The sequence below is a fragment of the Cryobacterium sp. LW097 genome, assembly GCF_002205495.2.
GTDB classification, from domain to species: Bacteria; Actinomycetota; Actinomycetes; order Actinomycetales; family Microbacteriaceae; genus Cryobacterium; species Cryobacterium zongtaii.
On the sequence record NZ_CP021992.1, the window covers coordinates 1,898,125 to 1,916,520 of the forward strand.

The following is an 18,396-nucleotide window of genomic DNA, read 5'->3' on the forward strand; positions in this document are numbered from 1 at the left end:
CGTGAGGGACGGCGGGTTTTCTCGTGCTGCATCAGGCCAGCGTGATCAGGTCCAGGTAGTCCTTGTTCCAGTGGTCCTCCGTGCCGTCGGGCATGATGAGCACCCGCTCGGGGTTCAGCGCCTCAACAGCACCCTCATCGTGGCTGACCAACACCACAGCGCCGGTGAAGTGCGCCAGGGCATCCAGGATCTCTTCACGGCTGGCCGGGTCCAGGTTGTTGGTGGGTTCGTCGAGCAGCAGCACGTTGGCGCCGGAGACCACGATCATGGCCAGGGCCAGACGGGTCTTCTCGCCACCGGAGAGAACCCCGGCAGGCTTGTGCGAGTCGTCGCCGGTGAACAGGAACGAACCGAGCACCCGCCGGGCTTCCATCTCGGTGATGTTCGGGGAGGAGGAGATCATGTTCTGAAGCACGCTGCGCTTCACGTCGATAGTCTCGTGTTCCTGGGCGAAGTAACCGATCCGCAGCCCGTGACCTGGCACGATTTCGCCGGTGTCGGGCTTGTCCACACCGGCGAGCATCCGGAGCAGGGTCGTCTTACCGGCACCGTTGAGGCCCAGGATGACAACTTTGGAACCACGGTCGATGGCGAGGTCGACGGCCGCGAAGATCTCCAGCGAGCCGTAGCTCTTCGAGAGGTCGGTAGCCATCAGCGGGGTACGACCGCACGGGGCAGGCTCGGGGAAGCGCAGCTTGGCGACCCGGTCGACTGCGCGCACGGCGTCGAGGCCGGAGAGCAGCTTCTCGGCGCGGGCAACCATCTGGTGCGCGGCGGCGGCCTTGCTGGCCTTGGCGCCGAACTTGGCGGCCTGCAGCTGCAGGGTCGACGCCTTCTTTTCGGCGTTGGCGCGTTCCTTTTTACGACGGTCGGCGTCGGCGACGCGCTGGCGCTGGTAGTTCTTCCAGTTCATGTTGTAGATGTCGATGACCATGCGGTTGGCATCGAGGTAGAACACCCGGTTGACGGTGTCGCCGACGAGTTCGATGTCGTGGCTGATGATGATGCAGCCGCCACGGTAGTTCTTCACGAACTCGCGCAGCCACACCACTGAATCGGCGTCCAGGTGGTTAGTGGGCTCGTCGAGGATCATGGTCTCTGCAGCGGAGAAGAGGATGCGGGCCAGTTCGATACGACGGCGCTGGCCACCGGAGAGGGTGCGCAGTGGCTGGTCGAGGATCCGGTCGGGCAGGTTCAGGTTGCTGGCGATCGACGCCGCTTCGGCCTCGGCCGCGTAGCCGCCGAGCGCGTTGAACTCGTCCGTGAGGGTGCCGTAGCGCTTCATCGCCCGTTCGCTGGTCTTGCTGTCGGTCGAGCCCATCTCGATGCCGGCCTGGGTGAGACCGAGCGAGATGGTGCCGAGCCCACGGGCATCGAGGATGCGGGTGCGCGCGAGCATGTCCGGGTCGCCGGAGCGGGGGTCCTGCGGCAGGTACCCGATCTCACCTGACCGCTCGATCTTGCCCTTGGTCGGCATGGTCTCCCCCGCCAGGGTCTTCGTCAGCGTGGTCTTGCCTGCGCCGTTCCGGCCGACCAAGCCGATCTTGTCGCCGGCGGACACCCGGAAGCTCACGTCCTCCATGAGGACGCGCGCCCCAACTCGGATTTCGAGATCTTGCACACTGAGCACAGCAATAGTCCATTCAGAGGGGAGTCGTGGGAGACGGCCGAACGTGGCCAATTCACCAGTATATTTGCTCGCGCGCCGTTTCTGAGCCGAAGTGGCGGAACCGATACTGCCGAGGCGGGTTTACCGGGCCGGCAACCGCCCGCTCGGCAGCACTCCGGGCAGCGCGGATCGCAGCCAGGCCGTGTAGGTTTCCCGCGACCAGCCCAGCCCGACAACCAGGGTGTGAAACACCTGAGGGTGACCGAGGGCCCAGATCGACGTCGCCGCCTCGTGGTCGCTCAGGCCGGACCGCAGGCCCAACTGCGCGCGGAGGGCACCGACGGCTTCGGCGTAGGCGTGCAGACTCCGGGCGGCCATGGTGACTTCGAGTTCGTGGATTTCAGGGTCGGTTCCGGCGGCCTCGTTCACCACCCGGTAGAGGGGCGCCGCCCGTTCGTTGTCGGCCGCGATCCAGCCCGCCAGGGCCCCGACGGCCGCGGCCGGTGTTGCGGCCCCGCTGATGCCGGCGGCGAGCTCGGCCACGGAACGTCCGGCGGCTCTTGATGCGGTATTGGCCGCGGCGAGAACCGCGGCAAGCACATCCACCTTTGAGCCGATGGTGTTGTAGATGGTTTGGACGGCCACGCCACCGCGTTCGGCGATGGCAGCGATCGACGTGCCCGCATAGCCGTGTTCCCGCATCAGGTCGGCCGCGGCCGTGACGATATCCCCCCGGGTGCCCGCCGTCTGAAGGTCTCGGCGGATCTGGCTGCGTGTTCGTGGGGTTTCCATCAGAATAGAATACCCCTCCATCCTTTGGCATGATGTTCCAAAGACCGATTCGGCGCGGCGCCAGCCCCCTGGATTGCGCGGCGACGCTGGTTAACGCACGAACCGCGCCGGGTTACGGATGCGGTGGCATCCGTCCCGGCGCGGGACAGGTAGTGCGGGTGCTGAGGTCGGTCAGATCGCGAAGCCCAGGGCTCGCATCATGTCGCGGCCGTCGTCGGTGATCTTCTCCGGACCCCACGGCGGCATCCACACCCAGTTGATACGGAACTGCTCCACGACGCCGTCCAGCGCCTCTGCGGTCTGTTCCTCGAGCACATCGGTGAGCGGGCAACCGGCCGAGGTGAGAGTCATGTGGATGATGAGCGCATCATTCTCGTCGTCCCAACCGAGGTCGTAGATGAGCCCGAGGTCCACGACATTGATGCCGAGTTCCGGGTCCATGACGTCCTTGAGGGCCTCTTCGATCTCGTCGAAGCGCGCCGGGGTGAGTGTCGAAACCATGGCTCTAGCCTACGGGCGTCTCGGCGAGGAAGCGATCGTAGCCTTCGTCTTCCAAACGGTCGGCAAGCTCCGGGCCACCCTGCTCGGCGATCCGTCCGTCAACGAACACGTGCACAAAATCAGGCTTGATGTACCGCAGGATGCGCGTGTAGTGCGTGATCAGGAGCAGACCGAGGCCGGTGTTCTCCTTGGCGCGGTTCACGCCCTCCGACACGATCTTCAGGGCGTCGACGTCGAGGCCCGAGTCGGTCTCGTCGAGGACGGCGAACTTGGGCTTGAGCAGTTCGAGCTGCAGGATCTCGTTGCGCTTCTTCTCGCCGCCGGAGAAGCCCTCGTTGACGTTGCGCTCGGCGAAGCTCTTGTCCATGCGCAGCTTGGCCATCGACTCGCGGACATCCTTGATCCAGGTGCGGATCGCCGGCGCCTCGCCGTCGATGGCGGTCTTGGCCGTGCGGAGGAAGTTGGTCACCGTGACGCCGGGAATCTCGACGGGGTACTGCATGGCCAGGAAGAGGCCAGCGCGGGCGCGTTCGTCGACCGTCATGGTGAGCACCTCGGCGCCGTCGAGCAGGATCGACCCGCTGTCGACGTGGTACTTCGGGTGACCGGCGATCGTGTACGCCAGGGTGGACTTGCCGGAACCGTTCGGTCCCATGATCGCGTGGATCTCGCCCTCGTTGATGGTGAGGTTGACGCCGCGCAGGATCTGCTTGGTGCCCTGGTCGGTCTCGACGCTGACGTGCAGGTCTTTGATCTCAAGAACAGACATTTTTCAGTATCTCTTTCGTTGTCCGCGTGGTGCGGGCTTCAGTGTGTGGGGCCGGGTGCGGCTGTGCCTATTCGGCGGGGCGCATCAAACGGCGATGGTGACCAGAGGATCGATGAAGACGTCGCCGTCGATCAGGTCGACCTTGTAGACGGGAACGGGCTCGTAGGCCGGCAGGGTCAGGGGACGCCCGGTCTGCAGGGAGAACTTCGAGCCGTGCGCCCAGCATTCCAGGGTGTCGCCCTCGACGAAACCCTCCGACAGCGAGATGTCGCCGTGGGTGCAGGTGTCGCCGATGGCGAAGACGGCGCCGTGGGAGTCACGGACGACGGCGATGTTCACGCCGCCGATCTCAACCTTGATGGCCTCGTTGGGTTCGAGTTCGTCGAGTGCACAAATCTTGGTGGACGCCATGTTCAGTTGCCTTCTGTTCCGCGGAGCTCGTCTTCGATGGCGCCCTGCAGGCGCTCCTCGAGCGGCTTCGATCCGATGTGCTGCACGATTTCGCTGAGGAAGCCGCGGACGACGAGGCGTCGTGCCTCGATTTCGCCGATGCCCCGGGACTGCAGGTAGAAGAGCTGCTCGTCGTCGAAGCGACCCGTCGCGCTGGCGTGACCGGCACCGAGGATGTCGCCGGTCTCGATCTCCAGGTTGGGGATGGAGTCCGCCCTGGTGCCTTCGGTGAGGACCAGGTTGCGGTTCTGCTCGTAGCTGTCGGTGCCCGGCGCGGTGCGGCCGATCAGCACGTCGCCGATCCACACGGTTCGGGCGCCGGCGCCCTGCAGGGCGCCCTTGTAGGTGACCCGGCTGCGGCTGTTCGGTGCGTCGTGGTTGACGTACACCTGCTGCTCGAGGTGCTGGCCTGCGTCGGCGAAGTAGAGTCCGAACAGCTCGGTGTCGCTGCCCTGACCGGCGAGGTGGACCGACGGGTTGACCCGCACGATGCCGCCGCCGAGGGAGACGACGACGTGCTTGAGGCGGGCGTCGCGGCCGATGGTGGCGAAGTGGTTGGCCAGCTGTACGGCGTCGGCGTTCCACTCCTGCACGGTGACGACCGTGAGGTTCGCGGATTCGCCCACGATGATCTCGACGTTCTCGGAAATGCGGGCGTCGCCGGTGTTCTGCAGGATCACGACGGCCTGGCTGAACGGCCGGGCCTCGATGATGGTGTGCGCGGCACGGGGCGCGGAGCCGAGGTCCGCCCGGGTGAGCGTGATCTCCTTGGCTTCCTCGCCGCTGACGGTGATGGCCAGGGCCTTCTCGAAGGTGCTCCAGGCGTTGGCGGCGGCGCGTTCTTCCGGCGCGCCGGCGGTGCCGATGCGGGAATCCGTGCGGTCGACCCAGGAGACGTCGACGTCGGCGTGCGAAGCCGTGTCGATGTCATAGGCCGAGCCGTCCAGAACCCCGCCGGTCAGGTCGGTGAACTTGGCGACCGGAGAAAGTTTCCAGACCGCTTCCCTGCCGGTGACGGCGGGGAAGTCGGCGACGTCGAAGCTCTTGAACCTGGCGGATCTGGTCTGCACGGGGACGAAGCCGAAGCGGCCGTCCGAGTGCTCCTTGATGCCGTGCTGTTCCGCGGTGGGCAGAGCCTCTGACGAGGTAGGTGAGGACGTGGGGGCTGTTGAAGTCGAGGCGGCGGACATTTAGCCGACGGATCCTTCCATGCCCATTTCAATGAGCTTGTTGAGTTCGAGGGCGTACTCCATCGGGAGCTCCCTGGCGATTGGTTCGATGAAGCCGCGCACGATCATGGCCATGGCTTCGTCTTCGGGCATGCCGCGGCTCATCAGGTAGAAAAGCTGTTCTTCGCTGACTCGCGAGACCGTGGCCTCGTGGCCGAGCTGAACGTCGTCGACCCGGATATCGATGGCCGGGTAGGTGTCCGAGCGGGACTGGGTGTCGACCAGCAGGGCATCGCACCGCACGGTGTTGGCGGAGTGGTGCGCCGTGGCATCCACGCGCACCTCTCCGCGGTATCCGGCGCGGCCGCCGCCGCGGGCGATCGACTTGGAGACGATCGAGGACTGGGTGTACGGGGCCATGTGGATCATCTTGGCGCCGGCGTCCTGGTGCTGGCCGGGTCCGGCGAAGGCGACGGACAGGGTCTCGCCCTTGGCGTGCTCCCCCATCAGGTATATCGACGGGTACTTCATGGTGACCTTGGAGCCGATGTTGCCGTCGATCCACTCCATGGTGGCGCCCTCGGCGGCTGTGGCGCGCTTGGTGACCAGGTTGTAGACGTTGTTCGACCAGTTCTGGATCGTCGTGTAGCGAACGCGGGCGTTCTTCTTGACGATGATCTCCACCACGGCGGAGTGCAGCGAGTCCGACTTGTAGATCGGGGCGGTGCAGCCTTCGATGTAGTGCACGTAGCTGCCCTCGTCGGCAATGATCAGCGTGCGCTCGAACTGGCCCATGTTCTCGGTGTTGATCCGGAAGTAGGCCTGCAGCGGGATCTCAACGTGCACGCCGGGCGGCACGTAGACGAAGGAGCCGCCGGACCACACGGAGGTGTTCAGCGCGGCGAACTTGTTGTCACCGGACGGGATGACACTGCCGAAGTACTCCTCGAAGAACTCCGGGTGTTCCTTGAGCGCGGTGTCGGTGTCCATGAAGATGACGCCCTGGGCTTCGAGTTCCTCGTTGATCTGGTGGTAGACCACTTCGGACTCGTACTGGGCGGCGACGCCGGAGACCAGGCGCATGCGTTCGGCTTCGGGGATGCCGAGCTTCTCGTAGGTGTTCTTGATGTCGTCGGGCAGGTCTTCCCACGTCTGGGCCTGCTTCTCGGTCGACCGCACGAAGTACTTGATGTTGTCGAAGTCGATCTCGGAGAGGTCTGCTCCCCAGGTCGGCATGGGCTTGCGCTCGAAGAGGGCCAGGGCCTTCAGCCGGCGTTCCAGCATCCAGGCCGGTTCCTGCTTGAGGTTCGAGATGTCGGTGACAACCTCGGGCGAGATACCGCGGCGGGCGGAGGCGCCGGCAGCGTCGGAATCGGACCAGCCGAATTCGTAGACCCCCAGCCCGTCAAGCTCGGGTCGGTTCAGCAATACGTCAGACATCTTTACCTCTTCTCCTACCCACATCAACCCGGATATCAGTCCGGTCATTCCCGTACCGAGCGCATCGGCCGACCGTTTGGTCGGACGTGCACGGCGGTCCGCGCGTGAGTTGTGTGGATGGCTATGTTGCGTACCTAAGATGAACAGGGCCGGTCGTGCGGCGTTGGACGAGTGAACGTCGCGCACACGGAGCCCGTGAAACACCTAATTCTACAGGCTAGTGATCGTATTAGTAGTGCGACCCGGCGTATTCACATACGCGCGCACCAGCAGGGAGCAGAACCCGTGAACCGGATTATCGAGTGGTTGCCCACCCAAGTGGACCGTCGCCTGAGGGTGCTCGGCTGGGTGTACCTCGCCGCGCAGATCTTCCTGGTCGGTACCGGTGGGCTCGTCCGCCTCACCAGCTCCGGCCTCGGCTGCCCCACCTGGCCCAAGTGCACCGCCGACTCGATCGTGAACACGCCCGAGATGGGCATTCACGGTGTGATCGAGTTCGGCAACCGACTGCTGGGTGTTCTGCTCGGCCTCGTGGCGATCGCCGCGTTCGTTGCCGTGCTGAGGATGCGACGCAGCCGCCCGGATCTGTTCCGGCTCACCCTGCTGGCCGGTCTGGGCATCCCGGCCCAGGCCGTCATCGGCGGAATCAGCGTGCTCACCCAGCTGAACCCGTACGTGGTCGGGTTGCACTTCGTGATCTCCGTCGGCCTGGTCGGCCTCTGCACGGCATTCGTCTACAGGCTGTACACCACACCGGGGCCGCGCGAGCGGGTGATCCCGCTCGGATTCCTGATCGTGACGCACCTCACCAGCTTCGCCGTGGCGGTCACCATTGCCGTCGGCATCCTCACCACCGGCTCCGGGCCGCACGCGGGCGACGCCGACGCGCCCCGCAACGGCCTGGACTCGGAGCTGCTGCAGCACGTGCACAGCTGGCCCGCTTACGTCACCGTTGCCCTGACCGTCGTCCTCGTCGTCTGGGCCGTCACCCGCCGCCTTCCGGTGCGCCGCTGGGTCGTGCTGCTCCTGGCGGTCGAGATCGCCCAGACCGCCGTCGGCCTGATCCAGGCGAACCTCGGCCTGCCCGCCATCCTCGTCGGCATCCACATGGTGCTGGCCTGCGTGCTCGCGTCGGCGATGACCGCCGTGGTGCTGAACCTCAAGCAGCCCGTGGTGTCGGACGCTCCCCCGGCGCCGAAGGCTCCCGCGGAGTCCCTCGCTCGCTGACCAGCGCCGCTCACGCGCTCGCCTGCGCTCCAGGACCCTCTCGAGAGCGGTGACACGGTCACCTCGGCGTGCTCGAAGCAGCCACATCCCCGCTTTCGCGGCCGGCGTGCCCCAAGAGAGCGCGTGGCCCGGCTCGGAGCTGGGCCCGCTTAGAAGGGCAGCAGCGGGTCGACGCCCACGGCGACGAAGACCAGGGTGAGGTACGCGATCGAACCGTGGAACACCCGCATCGGCGACACGTGCTCGTGGCGGATGGCGAGGTTGTAAAGGCGGTGGGTCTCGTAGATGAACCAGGCACCCGAACCGACCGCTACCAGGGTGTAGAGCAGTCCCATTCCGGCGATGGGCACCAGCAGCAGCGAACACGCCACGGTGGCCCAGGCGTACAGGATGACCTGCAGGCCAACCTGCGCGCGTCCGCGCACCACTGACAGCATGGGCACTCCGGCGGCCTGGTAGTCGTCGCGGTACTTCATTGACAGCGGCCAGTAGTGCGGCGGTGTCCAGAGGAAGATGATCATGAACAGGATGAACGGCGGCCAGGACAGGTCGCCGGTCACGGCGGCCCAGCCGATCAGCACGGGCATGCAGCCGGCGACACCGCCCCAGACGATGTTCTGCGCGGTGCGGCGCTTGAGGATCATCGTGTAGAAGACCACGTACAGCAGGATGGCGCCCAGCGACAGTGCCGCGGCGACCCAGTTGGTGAACAGGGCCAGCCAGGCGATCGAGATGCCGCCGAGCACCCAGGCGAACACCAGGGCCTGCCGGTCGGTGAGTTCGCCGGTGACCAGCGGACGGCCCTTGGTGCGGTTCATCAGGCGGTCGATGTCACGGTCGAGGTAACAGTTGAACGCACCGGCCGAGCCCGCGCTGAGCGCACCGCCGATGAGGGTGGCGAGCACCAGCCACAGGTCCGGGATGCCCCCGGTTGCCAGGATCATCGTCGGGGCCGTCACGACGAGTAATAATTCGACGACGCGAGGCTTGGTCAACGAAATGTACGCACGGATGGTGTTCCGGATCCGTTCGTTACGATCCGTCACCCCGTGTTCGCGGGGGTTCTCGGCCATCTCGGGTGCTTCTCGTGCGCTTCGCATATTGCCGCAATTCTAGATCATCCTGCCGTCTCTCACGCCCGGGTCTTCAGTGCGACATCGCCGCAATGCTCGCGAAACAACGTCACCAAGCCGGGGTCCGTATACTTGAATGGCTCGCCAATCTAAGGTGCATGCATCCGTGAGCCACCTGAAACGGGCACTCTCTTGCGCACCTCGATGCCGATAACGACGTCGGCGGGCAATTACTCTCCAGCGGCGCGGGAAAATGAGCGTGCCGCCTTGACGGATTCAGAAGGGTCAGTTCACGTGGCAGCATTGCAGTGGGATTCCATCGACAACAGGGCAGTTGACACCGCCCGCATCCTCGCGGCCGACGCCGTGGAAAAGGTCGGGAACGGCCACCCGGGTACCGCCATGAGCCTCGCCCCGGCCGCGTACCTGCTGTTCCAGAAGGTCATGCGTCGCGATCCCGCTGACAACGAGTGGATCGGCCGCGACCGGTTCGTCCTCTCGGTCGGCCACAGCTCACTCACCCAGTACGTGCAGTTGTACCTCGGCGGCTATGGCCTCGAGCTCGACGACCTCAAGGCCCTGCGCACCTGGGGCTCCAAGACCCCCGGCCACCCCGAGTACGGCCACACCGACGGCGTCGAGATCACCACGGGTCCGCTCGGCCAGGGGCTCGCCTCCGCTGTGGGCTTCGCCTACGCCTCGCGTTTTGAACGCGGCCTGTTCGACCCCGAGGCCGCGGCCGGCACCAGCCCGTTCGACCAGTTCGTCTATGTCATCGCCGGCGACGGCGACCTGCAGGAGGGCATCACCGCCGAAGCGTCCTCGCTCGCCGGTCACCAGCAGCTCGGCAACCTCATCGCGATCTACGACTCCAACCAGATCTCGATCGAAGACGACACCAACATCGCCTTCACCGAGGATGTCGCGGCCCGCTACGACGCCTACCACTGGCACGTGCAGACGGTGGACTGGAAGAAGACCGGCGAATACGTCGAAGACGTCGCCGCTCTCAACGACGCCATCGAGGCGGCCAAGGCCGTCACCGACAAGCCGTCGCTGATCATCCTCAAGACCATCATCGGCTGGCCGAGCCCGAAGAAGCAGAACACCGGCAAGATCCACGGCTCCGCCCTCGGCGCCGAGGAACTCGCCGGCGTGAAGGAAATCCTCGGCTTCGACCCCGAGAAGACCTTCGAGGTGTCCGACGAGGTCATCGCACACACCCGCAAGGCCCTCGACCGTGGTGCAGAGCAGCACGCCGAGTGGACCGTGCGCTTCGACGCGTGGGCCGCAGCGAACCCGGAGCGCAAGATCCTGCTCGACCGCATCCTCTCCGGCGACCTGCCCGACGGTGTCGAGGCGGCCCTGCCCGTCTTCGAGGCCGGCACCGAGGTCTCCACCCGCGCGTCGTCCGGCAAGGTGCTCAACGCACTCGGCCCGGTCATCCCCGAGCTGTGGGGCGGCTCGGCCGACCTCGCCGAGTCGAACAACACCACCATCAGCAACTCCGCCTCGTTCATTCCGAGCGAGCACTCCACGGGTGAGTGGACGGGCAACCCGTACGGCCGCGTCCTGCACTTCGGCATCCGTGAGCACGCGATGGCCGCGATCCTCAACGGCATCGTGCTGCACGGAAACACCCGCCCGTTCGGTGGCACGTTCCTGATCTTCAGCGACTACATGCGCCCCGCCGTGCGTCTGGCCGCACTCATGAAGGCGCCGTCGATCTTCGTCTGGACCCACGACTCCGTCGCCCTCGGCGAGGACGGCCCCACCCACCAGCCGATCGAACAGCTCGCATCACTTCGCGCCATCCCCGGACTCGACGTGGTGCGCCCCGGCGACGCCAACGAGGTGTCCTGGGCCTGGAAGACGATCCTCGAGCGTCGCAACGGCCCGGCCGGCATCGTCCTGACCCGCCAGAACATCCCGGTGTTCGAGCGCGGAGACGGTGACGCAACCGGCGACACCTTCGCCTCGGCCAAGAACGTCGCCAAGGGCGCTTACGTGCTCGCCGAAGCACCGAACGGCACCCCCGATGTCATCCTGATCGCCACCGGTTCCGAGGTACAGCTCGCCGTCGCTGCCCGCGAAGCGCTGAAGGCTGACGGCATCAACGCACGGGTCGTGTCGGTACCGAGCCTGGAATGGTTCGAGGAGCAGTCCGCCGAATACCGCGAATCCGTTCTGCCCAAGGCGATCACCGCCCGGGTTTCGGTTGAGGCCGGAATCGCGTTGACCTGGCACAAGTACGTCGGTGACCGCGGCCGCAGCGTCTCGATCGAGCACTTCGGTGCCTCGGCCGACTACAAGACCCTGTTCCGCGAATTCGGCATCACCACCGAAGCCGTCGTCGCCGCCGCCAAAGAATCCCTCGCCGCGCTCTGAGCGCGACACCCATTAGCGCAGCATTCAAGGAGATTTGATTTTCATGACTGAAACCACCCCCACCGCCGCACTCTCGGCCGCCGGCGTCAGCATCTGGCTGGACGACCTGTCCCGCCAGCGCATCCAGTCCGGCGGACTGAAGACGCTCATCGCCGAAAAGAACGTCGTCGGCGTCACCACCAACCCGACGATCTTCGCCGGCGCGCTGAGCAAGGGCGAGGCGTACGCCTCCCAGGTGGCCACGCTGGCCGCCGCCGGCACCACCGTCACCGACGCCGTGTTCGAGATCACCACGGATGACGTCGCCGCAGCCTGCGACATCTTCCGACCGATCTACGACGCCACCAAGGGCTTCGACGGCCGCGTCTCGATCGAGGTCGAGCCCGGCTTCGCCCACGACGCCGAGAAGACCCTCGCCCAGGCTCAGCAGCTCTGGAACAAGGTCAATCGTCCGAACGCGATGATCAAGATCCCCGCGACCGTCGAGGGCCTCGAGGCGATCACCGAGACCATTGCCCTGGGCATCAGCGTCAACGTCACCCTGATCTTCAGCCTCGAGCGGTACCGCGCTGTCATCAACGCGTACCTCAGCGGCCTGGAGAAGGCCAAGGCTGCCGGCATCGACCTGTCGACGATCCACTCCGTGGCGTCCTTCTTCGTGTCGCGTGTCGACACCGAGATCGACAAGCGCCTCGCGGCCGTCGGCACCGATGAGGCCCTCGCCCTGCAGAGCAAGGCCGGCGTCGCCAACGCCCAGCTGGCCTACCAGGTCTTCGAGCAGTCCTTCACGACCGAGCGTGCCTCCGGGCTCCTCGCGGCCGGCGCCAACAAGCAGCGTCCGCTCTGGGCATCCACCGGCGTCAAGTCGGCCGACCTGCCCGACACCCTCTACGTGACCGAACTGGTCGCCCCCGAGGTCGTCAACACCATGCCGGAGAAGACCCTCGAGGCCACCTTCGACCACGGTGTCATCGTCGAAGGCGCCGTCACCGGCGCCTACGAGGCAGCCAACGCCGTCCTGGACGCCATCGCCGCGCAGGGTGTCTCCTACGACGACGTGACCCGCGTCCTCGAAGAGGAAGGCGTCTCGAAGTTCATCATCTCCTGGAACGAACTGCTGGACACCGTCACTGCAGCACTCGAGGCCGCCAAGTGAGCTTCCACATCTCGGTGAGCGGCGCGGCCGCTGAGGCCGTGCGCACCGTGGTGCCGACCCTCGTGGCCGACCTCGTCGCCTCCGGCATCACGTCGCTGGACCCCGCCCTGTGGGGCCCGGAGGCCGAAGAAGAAGCCGGCAAGCGGCTCGGTTGGACCGAGTCCGTCGTGACCTCGCGTCCCCTCGTCGCCGAGATCCTCGCTCTGCGCGAGGAACTGCACGCCAAGGGTGTCAGCCACATCGCGCTGGCCGGCATGGGCGGTTCGTCGCTCGCACCAGAGGTCATCACGCTCACCACCGGCGTGGACCTGACCGTGCTCGACGCCACCGACCCCGGCCAGGTGCTCGCGGCCCTCAACGACCGACTGGAGTCGACCGCCCTCGTGGTGTCATCCAAGTCGGGCGGGACCGTCGAGACCGACAGCCAGCGCCGTGTCTTCGAACGCGCATTCCGGGACCTCGGTATCGACCCCGTTGACCGCATCATCGTGGTCACCGATCCCGGCTCGCCTCTCGAGGCGTCCGCGACCGAGGCCGGCTACCGCGTTTTCAACGCCGACCCGACGGTCGGCGGTCGTTTCTCGGCGCTGACCGCGTTCGGCCTGGTGCCGTCCGGTCTGGCCGGCGTCGACATCGGACAGCTGCTCGACGAGGCCGAAGCGGTCTCGTTGGCGCTGGCGGTCGACTCCGTGGACAACCCCGGGCTGATCCTCGGTGCGGCCATCGCCTCGACCAGTCCCCGCCGGGACAAGCTGGCCATCGTTGCCGACGGCACCCACATCGTGGGTTTCGCCGACTGGGCCGAACAGCTCATCGCCGAGTCGACCGGCAAGATCGGTACCGGCATCCTGCCCGTCGTGCTCGATCTTGACGCACCGGAGCTCACCGCGGCGCTGCCCGACGTGCAGATCGTGCGCGTTGTGGCGGATGCCGGTGACGAGGTCTTCGTCGACCACGACGGTGCAGACGAGATCCGCGTCAGCGGAACCCTCGGCGCGCAGTTCCTGGTCTGGGAATACGCGACGGTCATCGCCGGCCGGTTGCTCGGGATCAACCCGTTCGACCAGCCGGACGTCGAATCCGCCAAGATTGCGACCCGGGGCCTTCTGGACTCGCGTCCGGAGCCCGAACCCGCGGCGTTCATCTCCGACGGCATCGAGGTTCGCGGCACGCCCCACGTGATCGGTGCCGCGAGCGACTTGGCCAGCGCCATCGACGCGCTGCTCGAGGAACTCGGCCCCGACGGGTACGTCGCCGTGCAGGCCTACGTGGACCGTCTGGCGCTCCCCCAGCTCGCCGAGCTGCGTGGTCTGCTCGCGACGTTGTCCAAGCGCCCGGTCACGTTCGGCTGGGGACCCCGGTTCCTGCACTCCACCGGTCAGTTCCACAAGGGTGGCACCCCCACCGGTGTGTTCCTGCAGATCCTCAGCACCCCCGCTGAGGACCTCGACATCCCTGACCGTCCGTTCACGTTCGGTGAGCTCATCCAGGCTCAGGCCGGTGGCGACGCCAGCGTCCTCGCCGACAAGGGCCGCCCCGTGCTCACCCTGACGTTGACCGACCCGGCCGCGAACATCAGCACGCTGTTCAACGCGCTCCGCTAAGTCACGTCTTCGCGCCGTACCGCATAAATCCTCGAAGGAGCTGCATGTCCCCGGTGGAAATCACCCCGGAGTTCAATCCGTTGCGTTCGCCCTCCGACTATCGCCTGAACCGGATCGCGGGGCCCTCCAGCCTCGTCATCTTCGGCGTTACCGGAGACCTGTCGCGGAAGAAACTCATGCCCGCCGTCTATGACCTGGCCAACCGGGGGCTTTTGCCGCCGGGGTTCGCCCTCGTCGGGTTCGCCCGCCGGGATTGGGACAACCAGGACTTCATGCAGGTGGTGCACGACTCTGTCAAAGAGTACGCACGCACCGAGTTCCACGAGGATGTCTGGGCCCAGTTGGCCGAGGGCATCCGCTTCGTGCCTGGCACCTTCGACGACGACGCCGCGTTCGAGCTCCTCAAGGAAACCATTGAGGAGCTCGACCGCGAGCGGGGAACCATGGGCAACCATGCGTTCTACCTGTCGATCCCCCCGAAGGCGTTCCCCCAGGTGACCGAGCAGCTGCGCAGGTCCGGCTTGGCGGAGCAGAAGAACGGTCAATGGCGACGTGTCGTCATCGAGAAGCCGTTCGGTAGCGACCTCAAAACGGCTCGCGAGCTCAACGACGTCGTCGAGTCGGTCTTCCCGGCCGATTCGGTGTTCCGCATCGACCACTACCTGGGCAAGGAGACGGTGCAGAACATTCTGGCGCTGCGCTTCGCGAACCAGTTGTACGAACCGATCTGGAACGCCAACTACGTCGACCACGTGCAGATCACCATGGCCGAAGACATCGGCGTCGGCGGACGTGCCGGCTACTACGACGGAATCGGCGCCGCCCGCGACGTCATCCAGAACCACCTCCTGCAGCTGTTGGCCCTCACCGCGATGGAGGAGCCCATCTCCTTCGACGCCGCCGACCTGCGCACCGAGAAAGAAAAAGTCCTCGCCTCCGTGCGCCTGCCGGAAGACCTGGCAACGGGGACCGCCCGTGGCCAGTACGCCGGCGGCTGGCAGGGTGGCGAGAAGATCCTCGGGTTCCTCGAGGAAGACGGCATGAACCCCGAGTCGCTGACCGAAACCTACGCCGCTCTGCGCCTCGAGATCGACACCCGGCGTTGGTCGGGTGTGCCGTTCTATCTCCGCGCCGGCAAGCGCCTCGGCCGCCGGGTCACCGAGATCGCCGTTGTCTTCAAGCGGGCACCGCAGTACCTCTTCGAGAAGAGCCAGACGGCCGCACTGGGCGAGAACGCCCTGGTCATCAGGGTCCAGCCCGATGAGGGCGTCACGATCCGGTTCGGCTCTAAGGTTCCCGGTGTCGGCATGCAGGTGCGCGACGTGACCATGGACTTCGGCTACGGTCACGCGTTCACCGAAGCCAGCCCCGAGGCTTACGAACGTCTGATCCTGGACGTGTTGCTGGGCGACCCGCCGCTCTTCCCCCGCCACGAGGAAGTCGAGTTGTCCTGGAAGATTCTCGACCCGATCGAAGAATTCTGGACCACCCAGGGCCAGCCGGAACAATACCGACCCGGAACCTGGGGGCCCGCATCAGCCGACGAACTGCTGTCACGAGACGGCCGGAACTGGAGACGCCCATGATCGTCGATCTGCCGGACACCACCACGGCCAAGATCTCCAAGGCACTGGTGCGCATCAGGGAAGAGGGCGGCGCTGTCGCCCTCGGCCGGGTGCTCACCCTCATCATCGCGGCCGAGCTCGGCCACGAAGAAGATGCCATCGAGGCCGCGAACGATGCGTCACGTGAGCACCCGATGCGGGTCATCGTGCTCTCCACCCAAGCAGAGGGCACCGCAGCGCACGAACCCAGGGTGGACGCCGAGATCCGGGTCGGCGGAGACGCCGGCGCGAGCGAGGTCATCGTGCTGCGCGCCTACGGTGACGCCGCCAGCGACCCGGAGAGCCTCGTCACCGGACTCCTGTTGCCCGACGCCCCCGTCGTGGCGTGGTGGCCCGGCGAGGCCCCTGCGGTGCCCGCCGAGTCGCCGTTGGGACGCATCGCCTACCGGCGAATCACCGACGCGTCCGCTCAGCCCGACCCGCAGGCCGCTCTCACGCGCATCTGTTCCACCTACCGGCCGGGTGACACCGACTTCGCCTGGACGCGGTTGACCCTGTGGCGTGCTCAGCTCGCCGCGGTGTTGGACCAGCCGCCGTACGAGTCCATCACCGCCGTGTCCGTCAGCGGTGCGCTGGACTCCCCCTCCACCACCCTTCTCGCGGCCTGGTTGCAGCTGCAGCTGCAGGTGCCGGTCGACTACGAACTCACGTCGGGCCAGCACGCGAACGGCATCCACGGCGTGCACCTCACCCGGGCGTCCGGGGTGATCTCGCTCGAGCGCGAGGTCCCCGGCATCGCCACCCTCACGCAGTCCGGCCAGCCCGTGCAGGACCTGACCCTCAAGCGCCGCAGCCTGCGCGACTGCCTGAGCGACGAGCTGCGCCGCCTCGACCCCGACGAACTGTACGGCGAGGTCATCACCCGCGGCCTGCCCCAACTGGCGGGTCCCACCACATCGACCGGAGACCACTCATGACACACGACAGGCGCGTGCTCGTACACGCCGACAAGTCGGCCCTGATCGACTCGGTCGCCGCCCGATTCATCACCAAGATGGCCGACATCCTGCACGAGCAGGGACACGCCCACGTGGTCCTGACCGGCGGAACCGTCGGAACCGGTGTGCTCGAAGCCATCAACGCCTCCCCCGACCGCGACAGCGTGGACTGGGCCAAGATCGACTTCTGGTGGGGCGACGAGCGCTGGGTTCCGCGCACGCACGCCGACCGCAACGAGGTACAGGCGCGTGCCGCATTGCTGGACCATATCGACATCCCCGCAGCGAACGTGCACTCGTTCCCGGCGTCGGATGAGGGCCTGGACCTGGATGCCGCCGCCGATCGTTACGCGGCCGAGCTCAAGACCCAGGCGGCACCGGATTCTTTGGTGCCCCAGTTCGACGTCACTTTCCTCGGGGTCGGGCCTGACGGCCACATCGCGTCGCTTTTCCCGCACATGCAGGGTATCCGGGAGAACGACCTCACGGTCATCGCGGTGCTGAACTCCCCCAAGCCCCCTTCGGAGCGGCTCAGCCTCACCCGATGGGTGATCAACTCGTCCGAGCGCATCTGGCTCGTTGTGTCCGGCACCGACAAGGCGTCGGCGCTCGGCCTGGCGCTGGCCGGCGCGAGTCGTGACGAGGTGCCCGTCGCCGGCATCCGCGGTCGCCACTACACCGATTTCTTCGTCGACGGCGAGGCCGCCGCGGAGGTTCCGGAGAACCTGATCGCTCAGCCGCACTGAGCCCGTCAGACACTGAAAAAGCGCATCGGTTCCTCGGAACCGATGCGCTTTTTCTTGTGTCAGCTAGTTGGTGGCGCTGAGCTTCCCGCGACGCACCCGAAGCTGCTGGAGAGCCTCCTCCAGGAGGGATTCCGCTTCCTCTTCGGTGCGGCGTTCCTTCACGTAGGCCAGGTGCGTCTTGTACGGTTCCAGCTTGACCACCGACGGCGGGTTCTCTTTGTCGCGACCGGCGGGGAGTCCCGACGACGGGCAATCGATGGTGTCGGGGATCTCTTCGTCAGGCAGGTTGGCGGCGAAGTACCGAACGGTCTCGTTGCCGAGTGCGTCCCAGTAGGAGACGCGGATGCGATCAGCGTGAAAACCACGGTCCTGCTCGCCCATGGGGCCGGCTCCGACTCGCGAGCCGCGAATTGCGCTTCCACCAGATGCCATTGTGTTCCTCCGCTATAAAAACTGTTCGGCGTGTTCGGGTTGTACTGCTGCGTTCCGGTCCCGCCGTGGGTGACCGGATACGGTTGGCGTCGCGGGTGGGGTCCCGCGACGCTACGACGTCGTTAGGCGCCGGTATCGAATTTGGTGATCAAGCCCAGCACGACGATGCAGGAAATCCACAGTACGGCCAGGATGATGGTGATGCGGTTGAGGTTACGTTCCGCAACGCCGGAGGCCCCGAGGTTCGAGGTGACCCCACCGCCGAACATGTCGGATAGACCCCCACCGCGCCCCTTGTGGAGCAAAATGAGCATGGTGAGCAGGAGGCTCGTGATGCCGAGCAAAACCTGCAATACAACCTGGAGAATCTCCACGCGAAACCTTTCACAAAACGATGGGCGCTAGAGCTCCACCAAGACCACTGGCAATTATAGCCTGACGGCAAACAAAACCCGCCGCACCCCCCGGAGGGGGTAC

The 18,396-nt window shown here is 66.1% G+C and carries 17 protein-coding genes; 7 read left to right on the plus strand and 10 right to left on the minus strand.

Annotated elements, in window-relative coordinates; all coding sequences use genetic code 11:
• Positions 1-31: 31 nt before the first annotated feature.
• The 7 genes from B7495_RS08750 to sufB form a co-directional block, all read right to left on the minus strand.
• On the minus strand, positions 32-1,630 hold the full coding sequence (locus B7495_RS08750) for an ABC-F family ATP-binding cassette domain-containing protein (protein ID WP_088456231.1): 1,599 nt from the start codon (positions 1,628-1,630) through the stop codon (positions 32-34).
• A 120-nt stretch (positions 1,631-1,750) separates the two neighbouring features.
• Positions 1,751-2,401, minus strand: a complete 651-nt coding sequence (locus tag B7495_RS08755) for a TetR/AcrR family transcriptional regulator (protein WP_166788796.1) — start codon at positions 2,399-2,401, stop codon at positions 1,751-1,753.
• A gap of 171 nt (positions 2,402-2,572) precedes the next feature.
• Positions 2,573-2,902: a metal-sulfur cluster assembly factor gene (locus tag B7495_RS08760; RefSeq protein ID WP_088456233.1), complete on the minus strand. Its 330-nt coding sequence runs from the start codon at positions 2,900-2,902 to the stop codon at positions 2,573-2,575.
• Between the two features lie 4 nt (positions 2,903-2,906).
• On the minus strand, positions 2,907-3,671 hold the full coding sequence (sufC, locus tag B7495_RS08765; protein ID WP_088456234.1) for a Fe-S cluster assembly ATPase SufC: 765 nt from the start codon (positions 3,669-3,671) through the stop codon (positions 2,907-2,909).
• An 84-nt stretch (positions 3,672-3,755) separates the two neighbouring features.
• Positions 3,756-4,082, minus strand: a complete 327-nt coding sequence (locus B7495_RS08770) for a non-heme iron oxygenase ferredoxin subunit (RefSeq protein ID WP_088456235.1) — start codon at positions 4,080-4,082, stop codon at positions 3,756-3,758.
• A 2-nt stretch (positions 4,083-4,084) separates the two neighbouring features.
• Complete coding sequence (gene sufD / locus B7495_RS08775) at positions 4,085-5,311, minus strand: Fe-S cluster assembly protein SufD (RefSeq protein WP_088456236.1); 1,227 nt, start codon at positions 5,309-5,311, stop codon at positions 4,085-4,087.
• A complete protein-coding gene (gene sufB / locus B7495_RS08780; RefSeq protein ID WP_088456237.1) occupies positions 5,312-6,730 on the minus strand; it encodes a Fe-S cluster assembly protein SufB in 1,419 nt (472 codons plus the stop codon).
• 285 nt (positions 6,731-7,015) lie between these two features.
• On the opposite strand from sufB, the gene B7495_RS08785 reads away from it, so the two are divergent.
• Positions 7,016-7,957, plus strand: coding sequence for a heme A synthase (locus B7495_RS08785; RefSeq protein ID WP_088456238.1), 942 nt, complete (start codon positions 7,016-7,018; stop codon positions 7,955-7,957).
• Between the two features lie 149 nt (positions 7,958-8,106).
• Here B7495_RS08785 and B7495_RS08790 read toward each other — a convergent pair whose 3' ends face one another.
• Positions 8,107-9,030 (minus strand): heme o synthase, encoded by a 924-nt coding sequence (locus B7495_RS08790; RefSeq protein ID WP_088456239.1) that lies wholly within the window; start codon positions 9,028-9,030, stop codon positions 8,107-8,109.
• Positions 9,031-9,324: 294 nt separating this feature from the next.
• Here B7495_RS08790 and tkt point away from each other — a divergent pair, with 294 nt between their 5' ends.
• From tkt to pgl, 6 genes are read left to right on the plus strand one after another with little or no spacing between them, the layout of a single operon-like run.
• Positions 9,325-11,418, plus strand: a complete 2,094-nt coding sequence (gene tkt / locus B7495_RS08795) for a transketolase (protein ID WP_088456240.1) — start codon at positions 9,325-9,327, stop codon at positions 11,416-11,418.
• Positions 11,419-11,461: 43 nt separating this feature from the next.
• Positions 11,462-12,574 (plus strand): transaldolase, encoded by a 1,113-nt coding sequence (tal, locus tag B7495_RS08800; protein ID WP_088456241.1) that lies wholly within the window; start codon positions 11,462-11,464, stop codon positions 12,572-12,574.
• The gene (locus B7495_RS08805) at positions 12,571-14,178 is read left to right on the plus strand and encodes a glucose-6-phosphate isomerase (RefSeq protein WP_088456242.1); all 1,608 of its coding nucleotides are present in this window, start codon (positions 12,571-12,573) and stop codon (positions 14,176-14,178) included. The genes tal and B7495_RS08805 overlap by 4 nt, the downstream gene beginning before the upstream one ends.
• Before the next feature lie 44 nt (positions 14,179-14,222).
• Complete coding sequence (gene zwf / locus B7495_RS08810) at positions 14,223-15,764, plus strand: glucose-6-phosphate dehydrogenase (protein WP_088456243.1); 1,542 nt, start codon at positions 14,223-14,225, stop codon at positions 15,762-15,764.
• Positions 15,761-16,720, plus strand: coding sequence for a glucose-6-phosphate dehydrogenase assembly protein OpcA (locus tag B7495_RS08815; RefSeq protein ID WP_088456244.1), 960 nt, complete (start codon positions 15,761-15,763; stop codon positions 16,718-16,720). The genes zwf and B7495_RS08815 overlap by 4 nt, the downstream gene beginning before the upstream one ends.
• Entirely contained in the window at positions 16,717-17,487 is a 771-nt protein-coding gene (gene pgl, locus B7495_RS08820) for a 6-phosphogluconolactonase (RefSeq protein WP_088456245.1), read from the plus strand. The genes B7495_RS08815 and pgl overlap by 4 nt, the downstream gene beginning before the upstream one ends.
• Positions 17,488-17,550: 63 nt before the next feature.
• On the opposite strand, the gene B7495_RS08825 is transcribed toward pgl, so the two are convergent.
• Both B7495_RS08825 and secG read right to left on the minus strand, forming a co-directional pair.
• Positions 17,551-17,919 carry an RNA polymerase-binding protein RbpA gene (locus tag B7495_RS08825; protein ID WP_066595496.1) on the minus strand — a complete coding sequence of 123 codons (369 nt, stop codon included), beginning with the start codon at positions 17,917-17,919 and terminating at the stop codon, positions 17,551-17,553.
• 122 nt (positions 17,920-18,041) lie between these two features.
• Entirely contained in the window at positions 18,042-18,293 is a 252-nt protein-coding gene (secG, locus tag B7495_RS08830; RefSeq protein WP_066595498.1) for a preprotein translocase subunit SecG, read from the minus strand.
• Positions 18,294-18,396 lie beyond the last annotated feature (103 nt).